At 67.4% G+C, this 13297-nt stretch carries 12 protein-coding genes; 1 reads left to right on the top strand and 11 read right to left on the bottom strand.

Going from position 1 to position 13297, the window contains the following annotated elements; genetic code table 11:
• Positions 1 to 17: 17 nt before the first annotated feature.
• From cobS to cbiE, 6 genes are read right to left on the bottom strand one after another with little or no spacing between them, the layout of a single operon-like run.
• The gene (gene cobS, locus NKH60_RS00755) at positions 18 to 779 is read right to left on the bottom strand and encodes an adenosylcobinamide-GDP ribazoletransferase (RefSeq protein WP_352817159.1); all 762 of its coding nucleotides are present in this window, start codon (positions 777 to 779) and stop codon (positions 18 to 20) included.
• The gene (locus NKH60_RS00750; protein WP_352831133.1) at positions 776 to 2089 is read right to left on the bottom strand and encodes a cobyrinic acid a,c-diamide synthase CobB; all 1314 of its coding nucleotides are present in this window, start codon (positions 2087 to 2089) and stop codon (positions 776 to 778) included. The genes cobS and NKH60_RS00750 overlap by 4 nt, the downstream gene beginning before the upstream one ends.
• Positions 2086 to 2892 (bottom strand): uroporphyrinogen-III C-methyltransferase, encoded by an 807-nt coding sequence (gene cobA / locus NKH60_RS00745; RefSeq protein ID WP_352831131.1) that lies wholly within the window; start codon positions 2890 to 2892, stop codon positions 2086 to 2088. Before cobA ends, NKH60_RS00750 begins: the two co-directional genes overlap by 4 nt.
• Positions 2889 to 3653 carry a precorrin-4 C(11)-methyltransferase gene (cobM, locus tag NKH60_RS00740; protein WP_352831130.1) on the bottom strand — a complete coding sequence of 255 codons (765 nt, stop codon included), beginning with the start codon at positions 3651 to 3653 and terminating at the stop codon, positions 2889 to 2891. The genes cobA and cobM overlap by 4 nt, the downstream gene beginning before the upstream one ends.
• Positions 3650 to 4030 (bottom strand): cobalamin biosynthesis protein, encoded by a 381-nt coding sequence (locus tag NKH60_RS00735; protein WP_352539604.1) that lies wholly within the window; start codon positions 4028 to 4030, stop codon positions 3650 to 3652. Before NKH60_RS00735 ends, cobM begins: the two co-directional genes overlap by 4 nt.
• Positions 4027 to 5268 carry a precorrin-6y C5,15-methyltransferase (decarboxylating) subunit CbiE gene (cbiE, locus tag NKH60_RS00730; protein WP_352870864.1) on the bottom strand — a complete coding sequence of 414 codons (1242 nt, stop codon included), beginning with the start codon at positions 5266 to 5268 and terminating at the stop codon, positions 4027 to 4029. The genes NKH60_RS00735 and cbiE overlap by 4 nt, the downstream gene beginning before the upstream one ends.
• On the opposite strand from cbiE, the gene NKH60_RS00725 reads away from it, so the two are divergent.
• Positions 5267 to 6052, top strand: coding sequence for a cobalt-precorrin-6A reductase (locus NKH60_RS00725; RefSeq protein WP_352831126.1), 786 nt, complete (start codon positions 5267 to 5269; stop codon positions 6050 to 6052). The two genes, cbiE and NKH60_RS00725, sit on opposite strands and share 2 nt — an antisense overlap.
• Here NKH60_RS00725 and NKH60_RS00720 read toward each other — a convergent pair.
• The 5 genes from NKH60_RS00720 to NKH60_RS00700 are packed head-to-tail and all read right to left on the bottom strand — an operon-like array spanning position 6016 to position 13286.
• Entirely contained in the window at positions 6016 to 6780 is a 765-nt protein-coding gene (locus NKH60_RS00720) for a precorrin-3B C(17)-methyltransferase (protein ID WP_352831124.1), read from the bottom strand. The two genes, NKH60_RS00725 and NKH60_RS00720, sit on opposite strands and share 37 nt — an antisense overlap.
• The gene (locus tag NKH60_RS00715; RefSeq protein ID WP_352831122.1) at positions 6777 to 7535 is read right to left on the bottom strand and encodes a precorrin-2 C(20)-methyltransferase; all 759 of its coding nucleotides are present in this window, start codon (positions 7533 to 7535) and stop codon (positions 6777 to 6779) included. The genes NKH60_RS00720 and NKH60_RS00715 overlap by 4 nt, the downstream gene beginning before the upstream one ends.
• Positions 7532 to 8179 carry a precorrin-8X methylmutase gene (locus tag NKH60_RS00710; RefSeq protein ID WP_502893717.1) on the bottom strand — a complete coding sequence of 216 codons (648 nt, stop codon included), beginning with the start codon at positions 8177 to 8179 and terminating at the stop codon, positions 7532 to 7534. Before NKH60_RS00710 ends, NKH60_RS00715 begins: the two co-directional genes overlap by 4 nt.
• Positions 8176 to 9645: a precorrin-3B synthase gene (gene cobG, locus NKH60_RS00705; RefSeq protein WP_352831120.1), complete on the bottom strand. Its 1470-nt coding sequence runs from the start codon at positions 9643 to 9645 to the stop codon at positions 8176 to 8178. Before cobG ends, NKH60_RS00710 begins: the two co-directional genes overlap by 4 nt.
• Positions 9642 to 13286, bottom strand: a complete 3645-nt coding sequence (locus NKH60_RS00700) for a cobaltochelatase subunit CobN (protein ID WP_352831118.1) — start codon at positions 13284 to 13286, stop codon at positions 9642 to 9644. Before NKH60_RS00700 ends, cobG begins: the two co-directional genes overlap by 4 nt.
• Positions 13287 to 13297: the final 11 nt, after the last annotated feature.

The following is a 13297-nucleotide window of genomic DNA, read 5'->3' as shown; positions in this document are numbered from 1 at the left end:
AAATCTCCGAAACAGAGTCAGGAAAGGGAAACGGAAGCGACGAGCAGGATTGCGATCTCGCCCAGCTGCTGAAGGGCGCCGACGGTGTCGCCGGTCTGGCCGCCGACCTGGTTCAGGCAAAGCGCGCGGAAGGCGGCGAATAACAGACCGAGCAGGATGATCGCGAAAACGGCAGCGCCGAACCCAAGCGCCAGCAGCGCGATCGCACCGAGTACGGTACCGATACCGGCGGTTTCGGCCGTGACTGCGCCTGCATCAATCGAGAGGCCGTCGCTGCGGGCCGGTGGCAGCAGGTGCATGAAGGCGGGGGGCAGGCCGCGCGACGCGGCATGCGCGGCAATGAGGGCCCAGAAGACATGAGCCGGGCCGGCGAATCCAGAGAGCACGCTCCAGCGGATCAGCAGCGAGACAGCAAGTGCACAAGCGCCGTAGGCACCGATGCGGCTGTCGCGCATGATCTCCAGCTTTTTGTCGCGTGTCTTGCCGCCGCCAAATCCGTCGGCGACATCCGAAAGCCCGTCCTCATGCAGGCAGCCGGTAGCGAGCAAGATCGCGGCAAGGGCCAACGCTGCAGCAGGGCCAGCGGCGAGGCCGAGCCTCGTGCCGCCGGCGTAGACCAGCGCACCGACCAGAGCGACGGCGAGACCGGCAACGGGTGCAGCCCAGATCGCAGCGGCAAGGCTGCGGCCACGGAAGTCGGCTCTCGGCAGCGGCAGCCGGGTAAAGAAGACGAGGCAAAGCGCGATATCATCGAGAATTTGCTGTTGCGAGGCCTTCATCCGCCCCTCGCAATGGCATGGAAGAACGTGCCGCTGACATTGCCGCGCCGGTAGCCGGAGGCGCCGAGCGGATTTCCTTGACCGTCGGCGAGGTCGGCCAGCGGCTCGTCATTGCCGGTCGCAATCATCTGCGCGTAGTGGAATTCATGGCCGCGGATCAGCGTGCCTTGGCTGCCGAGCGGACAGCCGGACCGCAGCCGCGCCTCGCGGTAGCCGAGATTCATCTTGCGCTTGGCGAAGCTGGTCGAATGGCCGAGGAGGCCAAGCATCCGATGCGTCTCGCCCGACGCGTCCTCGAGCGCTTCGCCCAACACCATGAAGCCGCCGCACTCGCCATGCACCGGCCGCGTGGCGGCGAACCGCGCCATGCCGGCCCTGAAATTCGCCGCGGCCGCGAGGCGGCCGGCATGAAGCTCGGGATAGCCGCCGGGCAGCCAGCAGACATCGCAATCGTCGCCTGGCGCCTCATCGGTGAGCGGCGAGAACGGCACGATTTCGGCGCCGGCCTTGCGCCAATGCATGGCGACATGCGGATAGAGGAAGGTGAAGGCGGCGTCCTCGGCGAGTGCAATGCGCTGGCCGGGGGGAGGCAGCGCATCGCCGAAATTGCCCGGCGCGGGCGTGAATGGCGCCGCCAGCGCCATGATGGCCTCGAGGTCGAGCGAGCGCTCGACCATGTCGGCCAGCCGGTCGAGATGCGCCACCAGATTCTCATATTCGCCGGCCTGGACGAGGCCGAGATGGCGCTCGGGCAGGTTGAGCGAGGGATCGCGCAGGATGGCGCCGACGACAGGCAGGCCAAGTGCCTCGATGGCATCGCCGCATAGCCGGCGGTGGCGCTCGCTGCCCAGCCGGTTGAGCACGACCCCGGCCATGCGCACATCGGGGTCATAAATAGCAAAGCCCTTGGCGACGGCCGCCGCCGTGGTCGACTGGCCGGAAACGTCGAGCACCAGCAGCACCGGCAGGCCGTAGAGTCGGGCAAGGTCGGCGGCCGAGCCGGAACGGCCTGGAGCAGCCGGAATCCCGTCGAACAGGCCCATGGCGCTTTCGAGGAAGATGAAGTCGGCATCTTCGGTCGCTTCGCCGGCCAGCGCGTTGAGCAGGGCGGGCGGCATTGCCCAGCTGTCGAGATTGATGCCGGACAAGCCGGTGGCGGCGGTGTGGAAGCCAGGATCGATATAGTCCGGGCCGGATTTGGCGCCGCGCACTTTCAGGCCGCGCCGGGCAAGTGCGCGCAAAATGCCGATGGTGACGCTGGTCTTGCCCGAGCCCGAGCGCGGCGCGCCGATGATGATGGCGCGGGTCATGGCTCACCCGCCAGTGCCGCGCGCATCGCGACAATACCGCCGACGACGATCAGCGCCGGCGAGGTCAGACCGGCGGCCGCTGCCTCTTCCGCAATCGTGGCGAGCGTGGCGACGACGATACGCTCCTGCGGCGTCGTCGCGGCAACGATGACCGCGGCGGGCGTCGAAGGTGGCAGGCCGCCCTCGAGCAGCGAAGCGGCGATCAGCGGCAGGTTGGCCATGCCCATATAGATGACCACCGGCTGGCCGGTGCGGGCGATTGCCGCCCAGTCGAGATCATCATCGGTGCCGGCGGCATGGCCGGTCGCCAGGATCAGCGCCTTGTTGATGCCGCGCATGGTGCCGGGAATGCCGGTCGCGGCCAGCGCGCTGAGGCCGGACGTCAGGCCAGGCAGGATGCGGAACGGGATAGTTTCCCCGGCCAGCGCCAGCGCCTCTTCGCCGCCACGCCCGAAAATATAGGGGTCGCCGCCCTTCAGCCTGACGACGCGCCGGCCCTCGCGCGCCAGCCGGACCAGCAGAGCGGTGATGTCGTCCTGCTTCATCGACGGCTTGCCGCCGCGTTTGCCGGCATAGAACAGTTCCGCGCCCTCGGCGACAGCGACGACTTCTGGCGAGACCAGCGCGTCATAAACCAGCGCGTCGCACTGTCCGAGGGCGGCTAGCACTTCCAGCGTCAGGCAGCCGGGATCGCCAGCGCCGGCGCCGGCCAGCCAGACATGCCCGGGCTCAAGCTGGCGCGGCTTGAAGTTTAGCCGGGTGAGCGCCTGCTCGACCGTAGTGTTTCTGTTGCTGCCGCTCACAATCCGTCCCGTCCGCGAAAGCGTCGCTGGTAGTGCGCGTCATACAGTGAACTTTCGCCAAAGCCCTCCGCCGCCAGCGAGCGGCCGACGAAGATCATTGCCGTGCGTTCCATCGGATCGGCGGCCAGTTGCGCCTCGATGGTGGCCAGCGTGCCGGTCAGCACGCGCTCGTCCGGCCAGGAAGCACGGAAGACGACCGCCACCGGGCAATCGGCGCCATAGAACGGCGTCAGTTCGGCGACGATCCGGTCGATGGCGTGGATGGCAAGGTGGATGGCCAGCGTGGCGCCGGTGCGGCCGAAGCCGGCCAGCGTTTCGCCGGGCGGCATTTTCGAGGCGCGGCCGGAGATTCGGGTCAACACTAGGCTTTGCGCGACTTCTGGAATGGTCAGCTCGCGGCGCAGCGCTGCCGCCGCAGCGGCGAAGGACGGCACGCCCGGCGTCAGCGTGTAGGGAATGCCGTGCTTTTCCAACCGGCGGATCTGCTCGGCAACGGCGCTCCACACCGAAAGATCGCCGGAATGCAGGCGGGCGACATCATTGCCGGCCGCGTGGGCGGCCAGATATTCGGCCTCGATCTCGTCGAGCGACATCGGCGCGGTGTCGATCAACCTCGTTCCGGGCGCGCAGTGCTGCAACAGCTCGGGCGCGACGATCGATCCGGCATAGAGGCAGACGGGACAACTGCCGAGCAGGCGGCTGCCGCGCAAGGTGATGAGGTCGGCAGCACCCGGGCCGGCACCGATGAAGTGAACGGTCATGCCGCCTCTCCGCTGATGGCGATGGCGCAAGTGACAGCACCGAGCACGGTGCGCGGCCCGAGCAGTTTTGCGCCTTTGCCGGCGGCGGCAAGCGCCGAGGCTTCGGAAACTGACGGCGTGCCGGCATGCTCCTGCGATAGGTCGGAACGGCTGGTCGTAGATGCGGCTTTGAGTTCGTCCTGCCCGACAACGATTACCGGAAGGCGGAGTTCGCGTCCGGCGTCGAAGATTGCCGCCTCATCCTGCTTGAGAGACGCGGTCGCGAGGGCCGAAAGCGCGGGCAGGGCAAGCCCGTGCGCCTCCAGCGCGGTTTCTACCGCGGCAAGCACGTCCGTTGCGCTGACGCCTTTGCGGCTGCCGATGCCCGCGACCATCATGGCTTGACCCAACTCCATTGAGTGACCGGCATAGCCGGCCGCCAGGCCTGCATCGAACCAACCGGCGAAGCACGGGATACAGCGATGCGGGCGAGCTGGCCGCCGTGCGCGGCGTGACGGGAAAGCAGCAGCGCCTCCATCTCCAGGGTCACCGCATTGGCGACGAGGCGGCCGCCGGCAGGCAAGGCATCGGTGGCTCCTTCCAGCACGCCGGCATCGCTGCCGCCGCCGCCGATAAAGATCGCCGCGGGCGTCTCCAGCCCGGCAAGAGCTTGCGGTGCCGAACCTTCGACGACGGTGAGACTGGGAACGCCGCAAGCCGCGGCGTTGCGTCGGATGCGCGCGGCGCGGGTCGGATCGGCCTCAACGGCAATGGCGCGCATGGAGGGATGCGCCAGCATCCATTCGATGCCAATGGAGCCCGATCCGGCGCCGATGTCCCACAGCAGTTCGCCGCGTCTTGGCGCGAGAGCGGACAGGGTGACGGCGCGCACTTCGCGTTTGGTGATCTGGCCGTTATGCTCGAACAAATGATCGGCAAGTCCCGGTGTCAGCGGCAGGATGCGTGCTTGCGAAGTCGATTCAACTTCGATCGCGAGCACGTTGAGCGGGTTGATCTTTTCGAGGTCGAAAGTGCCGGCGCTCGCCGAGCGCAGGCTTTCGTTCGGCCCACCCAGCGCCTCCAGCACCATCAACCGCGAAGCGCCGAAGCCAAGTTCGGTCATGAGACGGGCAATCGCTCCCGGTGCATCGCTGTCCGAGGTCAGCGCGAGAATGCGGGTGCAAGAATGCAGCAACGGCCGGATCAGGTCGAGCGAGCGGCCATGCAGCGAAATGGTCTCGACGTCCTGCAGCGCCCAGCCCAGGCGTGAGGCGGCCAGCGAAAAGGCCGAGGGTGCGGGGATCACCCGCATACCCTCTGCCGCGACCTTGCGGGCGAGGGTGACGGCGACACCGTGGTAGAGGGGATCGCCGGAGGCCAGCACGCAGACGCGTCTGCCGGAGAGCGCCAGCACGTCGCGCATCTCGGCATCGAAAGGTGTCGGCCAGGCGCGCGCTTCACCTTTGGCGAGCGACGCGACGAGGGCAAGGTGGCGCTTGCCGCCGAAGACGAATTCGGCCTCCGCGATCAACCGCTTGGCCTCGTCGCCGAGACCCGCTACACCGTCCTCGCCGATGCCGATGATCGTGAGCCACTTTGAGGTGAGCTTGGCGCCGCGCGGAGCTTCAGCAGGCATGACGACCCACCGCATTCTGATCCTCGGCGGAACCACGGAAGCCCGGCAAATGGCCGGAAAGCTGGCCGCGCGCGCGGATATTTCGGTCATGCTGTCGCTGGCCGGCCGCACCGAAAAGCCGGCCGCGCAGGGGGTGCCGGTGCGGGTCGGCGGCTTCGGCGGTGCCGGCGGGCTGGCGGCGTATCTCCGCCAGAACAAGATCGACCTGCTGATCGACGCCACGCATCCCTATGCGGCGCGAATCTCTGCCAATGCGGCGGAAGCAGCGCGCATGACCGGCGTGCCTATCGTTGCGCTCAGGCGTCCCGGATGGGAGGCGGTCGAAGGTGATCGCTGGATGTTGGTCGACACCGTTGCCAGCGCAGTGACGGCTCTGGGATCGGTGCCGCGCCGCGTGTTCCTGGCGCTCGGGCGACAGGAGGTCGCTGCCTTCAAGGCCGCTCCCCAGCATCATTATCTCATCCGCAGTGTCGACCCGGTCGAGCCCAGGCTCGCTGTGCCCCGCGCGACCTATCTCTTGGCGCGCGGGCCGTTTCGGGAAGTCGACGAACATGCACTGCTTCTGCAACACCACATCGAAGTCGTTGTTTCCAAAAACAGCGGCGGCGAGGCGACCTACGGCAAGATCGCGGCGGCGCGAGCGCTGGGAATCGAGGTGGTGATGATCCGCAGGCCGGCGCTGCCGGACGTCACGTCGGCTGAGACCGTCGAATCTCTTGGCGAGATGGTCGATCATGTTCTGGTCGGTCATGTTCTTGGGCCCGTTGCCGAACGCGGCGTGTAGACCAGCACGGCCTTGTCACCCCGCTTGATGATCCTGGTTTCCGGCGAGCCGATGATGATGCAGGTCGACATGTCGGCCTTCGCGGCATCGGCGTCGGCCAGCAGAAAAACCTCGATGCGCTCGTCGGGACGGCCGGCGGCACGGCCGAAGATCACCGGCGTGGTGCCGGGCAGGATCGCAGCAAGGCATTCGAAGGCGCGGCCTAGCTGCCATGGGCGCGCCTTGCTGATCGGGTTGTAGAGCGCGATTACGAAGCCAGCGCCGGCTGCCGCCAGCAGGCGTAGCTCGATCAGATCCCACGGCTTCAGATTGTCGGACAGGGAGATGGCGCAGAAATCATGGCCGAGCGGCGCGCCGATGCGGGCGGCGACGGCGAGCATGGCGGTGATGCCGGGCACGATGGCGATGTCGACCGCGCGCCATTCGGGTGGGCCCGCCTCCATCGCCTCGCAGACGGCCGCGGCCATGGCGAAGACGCCGGGATCGCCGCCCGACACGACGGCGACATCGTGGCCTTCCACAGCCTTCAGCAGCGCGTCCCTGGAGCGCGCGAGTTCCTCGCGATTGTCGGAAGCGACGCGAATCTGGTCGGGACGCAGATCGAGCCGGTCGAGATAGGGTTTATAGCCATAGAAGAATTTTGCCTCGGCAACGGCACGGCTTGCCTCCGGCGTCACCTGGTCGGCGTTGCCGGGCCCGAGGCCGATGACAGTGAGGCGGCCGCTCATGCTTCGGCTTTCAATGCGCTTGGCCGGCCCGACCAGCCGGCCACCAGCACGATGGCGAAATAAGGCGCCTGGTCGTCCTTTTTATCGACCAGCCGCATCGAGACGCCGCCCGGCATGGTGCCGCGCTCGACATAGATGGCCCGCGCCAGCTTGTCGGTTGCCTCCAGCGCGCGCCTGATCTTGGGCAGGTTGCGGCCGACCTTCATGATCACCGCAGCGTCGGTATCGGCGAGGCGACGCGTCAGCTCGAATTCGCTCATGGTGCCCGGCAGCACCGTCAGCACGTCGTCACCCTGGACGATAGGCAGGCCGGTCGCCGACCAGCAGCCGGACATGGCGGTGACGCCGGGAATGACTTCGCTCGGAAAGCGGTGCGCCAGCCGGACATGAAGATGCATGTAGGACCCGTAGAAAAGCGGGTCGCCTTCCGAAAGCACAGCGACCATCCTGCCGGCGCTGAGGTGCGCGGCGACCTTTTCGGCCGATTGCTCGTAGAAATCGGTTATCTGCGAGCGGTAATCGCTGTGGTCCTTGTCGATCTCGGTCGTCACCGGGTAGAGCAGCGGCAGTTCGATCAGATCAGGGCGAAAATGCGCGCCGACAATGGCGCGCGCATTGCTGTTGTTGCCGCGCTTGGCGAAATGCGCGACGACATCGGCCTCGGCGAGCGCGCGCGCTGCCTTCAGCGTCAAGAGTTCCGGGTCGCCGGGTCCGGTGCCGACGCCGACAAGCCTGCCTTTTGCAATCGTATTCATAGGCCCGGCCTCGCCAATGCATTGAGTGCGGCGGCGGTCATGGCGCTGCCGCCCAGCCGGCCGCGCACGATGGCGTAAGGCACGCCATAGGAATTTTCGGCCAGCGCATCCTTCGATTCGGCGGCACCGACAAACCCGACCGGCATGCCGATGATCGCCGCCGGCTTCGGCGCGCCGTCGCGCAGCTTTTCCAGCAGATAGAAAAGGGCTGTCGGCGCATTGCCGATGGCGACGACCGAACCGGCCATGCGCTCGCCCCACAGGTCGATCGCGGCGGCCGAGCGGGTGTTGCCGATCTTTTTCGCGATGTCGGCGGTCCGCGGATCGCGCAGCGTGCAGATCACCTCATTGCCGGCCGGCAGCCGGGCGCGCGTGACGCCATGCGAGACCATCTGCGCATCGCAGAAGATCGGCGCGCCGGCCGCCAGCGCCGTGCGCGCGGCGGCGACGAAATCGCTCGAGAAAACGAAGTGCCTGCAAGCATCGACCTGGCCGCAGGCGTGGATCATGCGGATAGCGATTTCGGCCTCGGCTTCGGAAAAGCGCGAAAGGTCGGCCTCGGCGCGGATAATGGCGAAGGAGCGCTCGTAGATCGCCGTGCCATCATGGATGTAGTCGTAGGCGTTCTGGGCGGGCATGCTCATTCCTGTCGGTAGATTTCGGTGATGCCGGCCGCGCCGAGCCTTGCCAGGCAGGCGGCAGCAGTCTCGCCGGAATGTCGTGCGCTGCGGATCGCCGCTGCAACGCGGCCGATGCCGTGCGCGGCGTCGTAGCCCGGCCTGTATCCGGCGGGCAATGCCTTTGCCGTCCCGTCCACGACAAGTCCGGCTCCGTTTTCGCCACCGACCAGGGTCAGCGCCGCCGGACCGGGATGGGCACAGCCCTTGGCGCAGCCGGAGATGTGCAGCGTCAGCGAGGAATCAAGGATGTCGCGGTTTTCTGTAGCGATGATCTCGGCGATGTCGCGGGTGGCGATCCGGCCGGAGGCGCAGGCGGGTGCGCCGGGGCAGGCGGCGATCCTGGTGCGCGGATCGGCTGCGTCGGTGACAAAGCCGAGGGCTGCGGCGGTTTTCTGGAGGGAAAGACATGCGGCTGGGGAGAGGCCAAGCAAAAGCAGCGCGCGACCCGGCGCCAGACGGATTTCGGTGGTGCCGAGGGTGAGGGCGTATTGGGTGAGATCGATAAGTTTTGGCGCTGGTATGCTGCCGAACGGCAGGCCGATGCCGAGGGAGGTACTGCCGGCTGCCAGATCGAAAATTCCGATGGGCCGGCGATCCGTCGCGCCCCCCTCTGTCCTGCCGGACATCTCCCCCTCCAGGGGGGAGATTGCGCCTTCGTCTCCGCTTTCGCCAATCGCCGAAGGTGCTGGGGGGAAGCCGCCGGCGAAGCTGCAGATCTCCCCCCTGGAGGGGGAGATGTCCGGCAGGACAGAGGGGGGCGCGACGGATCGCCAACTTGCGAGAGATCTCAGCTGCCTCGCCGTCAAATCCCGCGCATGGGCATCGCGGCCTTTTTCGGCAACCATCCTGAGAATGGCGACGGCGATGTCACAAGCCGCATCTTCCTCGGACATCGCCAGCGGCGTGGCACCCTGCGCATCTCCGGCGAGCGATACCCGCCACTTAATTCCGTCGGCGGCCCGCACCGCGACCAGCCAGACATCGGCCGTAACCGCATCCATTGTCAGCTGCCCGCCGCCGTCAACAATCACCGACACCTTCGGGCCAAGACGTTGCGTAACACCGGCGTCCTCAATTGCCGCCCGAATCCGCTCCGCCATCGGGCGCGGGTCGGCTATCTCCTCCTGGTCGAGCCCGGCCAGCGGGCCGGTCTCGACCGGCACGCCGGTGCGCACAGCGATGCCGAGCGCATCGACCTCCATCGCCAGCAGCCGCGCGCTTGCCGGCGTCAGGCCGCGGATCTGCAGGCTGCCGCGGGCGGTCACTTCCATGATGCCGTTGCCATGGCGCAAGGCGGATTCGCAGAGTCCGATCAACGACTTCGGCAACAGTCCTCCAGCGACCGGATTGAGCCGCACCAGCAGCCCGTCGCCGGTTTGCATCGGCGCCGACAAAGCGGGGCAGGCGCCACGGCGCGAGAAAGCGTTCATGCCGCCACTCCCAGCGCTTGCGCTTCGGCAATCAGTGCGGCGAGATCGTCATCGATCGAATTGCGCAGCGGATGCCAGAGCCCGCGCCGCCGTGCCGACAGCAAACGCTCGGCGATCACCTTCGCCGCCGCCGGGTTCTCGCGCAGGATGAAGGCGCGCACCACGGGGTCGCCAAGATAGGCGTCGTGCACTGCCTCGATCAGCGTGCCCGATATGGCATGGGTAGTCTCGGCAAAGCCGACCAGCCGGTCGACCGTCTCGGCGAATTCCGAGGCGCCGCGCGGCCCGTGCCGCAGCTGGCCGGCGATGAAGCGCGGGTTGACCGCGCGGGCGCGAACTACCCGGGATACGGCCTCACTGATCGAGCGCGGCTTGGGCTTTTGCGGGTCCGTGGTGTCGAGCACGATCACGTCGGCGTTCTTGCCGAGCGCGGCAAGCGCTGCCGAAAAGCCGCCGATGAAGGCGACGTCGGCCGAGCCTTCGAGGATGTCGCGGCCGGGGTCGTCGCCGGTATGAACCAGAAGGTCGGCCTCGGCGAGGCGATCCTCGAACGCGCCGGGCGCCGAAATGCCTTCGCCCTCGGAGCCGCCATAGGCGTGCGAGGTGGCGGCGAGATACGTGCGGCCGATCTCTTCGCGCGCGGCCCAGTCGCCGCTCGACAACAAGTCCTCGATGCCCGCGCCGTAAGTGCCCGGCGAGGTGCCGAAAATGCGCGGGCTGATCTTGCCGTCGATGCGGGTCCTAGCGGCGAGCGGGTTTTCCGAATCGTCCTCGTCGCGGGTCGCCACCGCGTTGGCCGCGGCGTCGATCAGCGCGATCTGGGTCGGGAACATGTCGCGGAACAGGCCCGATATGCGCCAGGTGACATCGATGCGCGGACGGCCGAGTGTTGCCGGCGGCAGCACGTCTATGCCGGTAATGCGGCCGGTGGCGGAATCCCATTGCGGCCGGCAGCCCATCAGCGCCAGTCCTTGCGCGATCTCCTCACCGCCGGTGCGCAGCGAGGCCGAGCCCCACAGGTCGATGACCAGCGAGCGCGGCCAGTCGCCATGCGATTGCATGTAGCTGCGGACCACTTCTTCCGCTGCCATCTTGCCCAGATCATAGGCGGTCGGCGTCGGCATGGTACGCGGGTCGGCGGTAAACAAATTACGGCCGGTCGGCAGCACATCGCTCCGGCCACGCGCCGGCGCACCGGCCGGACCGGCAGCGACGTGGCGGCCGTCGAGGGCGGCAAGCAGCGCGGTTTTTTCAGCTGCCGCGCTTTGCCGCCACAACGGATCAGCCTCGCCTTCCGGCGAGCGGCCGTAAATGTGCAGGCCGTCCTTGATGGCGAAATCCTTGAGATCGCAGAGCCAGGCGTCGATGCGGCGCAAAGCCTCGTCGGCCGCATCGGTCCTGGCGACGCCTGCCTCTGAGGCGAGGCCGGTCTTTTCCGCCGTCTCGACGATCAGCTTCGCCAGGCGGTCGCGGCGGCGACGGTCGAGCCCGTCGGCCTGGGCATATTCGTCAACCAGTCGTTCAAGCCTGTGCTGGTTTTCGTCCAGCCCGGCGCCGGTCAGCGGCGGCGGCAGATGGCCGAGCGTGACGGCGGCAATGCGCCGCTTGGCCTGCGCTGCCTCTCCCGGGTTGGAGACGATGAAGGGATAGATGACGGGCAGGGGACCGGTGACTATCTCGGGAAAGCAGTTTTCGCTGAGCGCCACGGTCTTGCCGGGCAGCCACTCCAGCGTGCCATGGGCGCCGACATGGACAATTGCATGGATGCCGAGCGACTTGCGCAGCCAGAGCCCAAAGGCGACCAGCGCATGGCGCGGCGGCAGCGTCGGGTCGTGATAGTCGGCGCGGCGGTTCATGGAGCGCCCGCGATCGGGGGCGAGGGCTACGGTGATGTTGCCGAAGGTGGCTGCGCGGAAGGGGAATTTTGCCGTAGGCGCTCGAACACCCCCCTCTGTCCTGCCGGACATCTCCCCCTCAAGGGGGGAGATTGCGCTGTTGTCTCGGCTTTCGCCAATCACCAAGGATGTTGAGAGAGAGCCGTCGGCGAAACTGCCAATCTCCCCCCTTGAGGGGGAGATGTCCGGCAGGACAGAGGGGGGTGCCTCGCACAAACCTGTCTCATCTTCTGGATTTCCCCATGCGGCTTCCACCGCAGCGATGGCCGACGGCGGCAATTCCGTCGAGAAGGTCAAATACTCCTTCAATGCCAGCCCTTGGCTGTCCTTTTCCAACGCATCCAGCAACTCGCGCGGCGTTTGTGGAATGCTTTCAACGGCGTAGCCCTGTTCGCTGAGGTCGCGCAGCATTGCCAGCACGCTGGACGGCACGTCGAGACCAACCGCGTAGCCGGTGCGACCGGGGGCGCTCGGATAGTCGGGGATCAGGATGGCGAGCTTGCGCTCCGCACGCGGCGTCCGCTGCAGGCGCACGAAGGCCTCGACACGGTTCGCCACTTGCGCCACGCGGTCGGGCTCAGGCCGGTTGGCGAAGGCGCGGAAGGCCAGCGCCGGGTCGGTTTCGCTTTCGCCCTTGAATGAAATGGCGCCGGCCAGGATGCGGCCGTCGAGCTCGGGCAGGACGACATGCATGGCAAGGTCGGCGGGCGCCAGGCCGCGCTGATTGGTTTGCCAGATGTCGCGGCGGGTGGTTGCGACGATGACCTGGAACACGGGCACGCCGGCGCGGTCGAACAGGGTTTCAACGCCGGGCTCGGCACCCGAGGCGAAAGCTGTGGCGGTGATGATGGCGGCAGGCTTCAGGGTTGCGAGCGCGGTTTCGACAAAGGCGAGCGACGCCGGGTCCTTGAGGCTGGAGACGAACATAGGCACGGGAACCATGCCGCGGTGGCGCAGGGCTTCGAAAAGCGCGTCGATGGGCGCGACATCGGCCGCGAGCAGCATCGAACGGTAGAAGAGAATTGGCACGACGTCCCCCTCCCTCTCGAGGGGAGGGTGGCCCGCACGGCCGGGTGGGGTCGTCACGGCAGTGGTCGACGTTTTGTGTAGGCGCGCTTCGGAGAGGATCCCGCCCCCGGCCTGCGGCCGGACCCTCCTCTCGAGGAGGAGGGGGACGCCGCGTTCTGCGACCCCCAGTCCCGGCTCGTAAAATCCCGCCTTTGGCACGCTGACAGGTTCGGCTACAGCCGCACCCGATCCAGCGAGACTTGCCAGCCTCTGCACCAGCGCCGTCATATTTGCCGGTCCGCCCTCGCGGAAATAGCCAAGCAGGCCGTCCAACTCCTCGCGCGGCAGCGTCGAGCCTTCGATCAGCCGCAAATCCTCGTCGTGGCTCTCGCCCGGCAGCAGCGCCAGCTTGATACCGCGATTTCGCGCGATAGCGGCGAGCTGGTCGCAGCCATAGCGCCACCAGTCATAGCCGCCGAGGATGCGGACCAGAATGACCTTGGCGTGGCGGGCGACGCTGTCGATCCACAGGTCGACGGACATCGGATGGCGCAGGTCGCGCAAGGCGGCGAGCCGCATCGACGGCAGGCGGTGCGCATCTGCCTTCCACGCCGCCGCCAGCCCGGCCAGGTCGCTGTCGGTGAAGGACAGCGCCACGACATCCGCAGGCGTTTGCCTGAGATCGACAGGCTCGGCGAGATCGTCGAGCGAGGCGGATGTGGTGGTGAGGATGTGCATCGCGGCTCGTA

It is taken from the genome of Mesorhizobium sp. M1006, assembly GCF_040318825.1.
GTDB lineage: Bacteria > Pseudomonadota > Alphaproteobacteria > Rhizobiales > Rhizobiaceae > Mesorhizobium.
The sequence above is the reverse complement of the archived record's forward strand: the minus strand, read 5'-3'. Positions and strand labels throughout refer to the sequence as shown.

Bases quoted from the DNA above. Each gene is read 5' to 3' on its own strand.
- cobS (WP_352817159.1), bottom strand. From the start codon at position 779: ATGAAGGCCTCGCAACAGCAAATTCTCGATGATATCGCGCTTTGCCTC.
- NKH60_RS00750 (WP_352831133.1), bottom strand. From the start codon at position 2,089: ATGACCCGCGCCATCATCATCGGCGCGCCGCGCTCGGGCTCGGGCAAG.
- cobM (WP_352831130.1), bottom strand. From the start codon at position 3,653: ATGACCGTTCACTTCATCGGTGCCGGCCCGGGTGCTGCCGACCTCATC.
- NKH60_RS00735 (WP_352539604.1), bottom strand. From the start codon at position 4,030: ATGATGGTCGCGGGCATCGGCAGCCGCAAAGGCGTCAGCGCAACGGAC.
- NKH60_RS00725 (WP_352831126.1), top strand. From the start codon at position 5,267: ATGACGACCCACCGCATTCTGATCCTCGGCGGAACCACGGAAGCCCGG.
- cbiE (WP_352870864.1), bottom strand. From the start codon at position 5,268: ATGCCTGCTGAAGCTCCGCGCGGCGCCAAGCTCACCTCAAAGTGGCTC.
- NKH60_RS00720 (WP_352831124.1), bottom strand. From the start codon at position 6,780: ATGAGCGGCCGCCTCACTGTCATCGGCCTCGGGCCCGGCAACGCCGAC.
- NKH60_RS00715 (WP_352831122.1), bottom strand. From the start codon at position 7,535: ATGAATACGATTGCAAAAGGCAGGCTTGTCGGCGTCGGCACCGGACCC.
- NKH60_RS00710 (WP_502893717.1), bottom strand. From the start codon at position 8,179: ATGAGCATGCCCGCCCAGAACGCCTACGACTACATCCATGATGGCACG.
- cobG (WP_352831120.1), bottom strand. From the start codon at position 9,645: ATGAACGCTTTCTCGCGCCGTGGCGCCTGCCCCGCTTTGTCGGCGCCG.
- NKH60_RS00700 (WP_352831118.1), bottom strand. From the start codon at position 13,286: ATGCACATCCTCACCACCACATCCGCCTCGCTCGACGATCTCGCCGAG.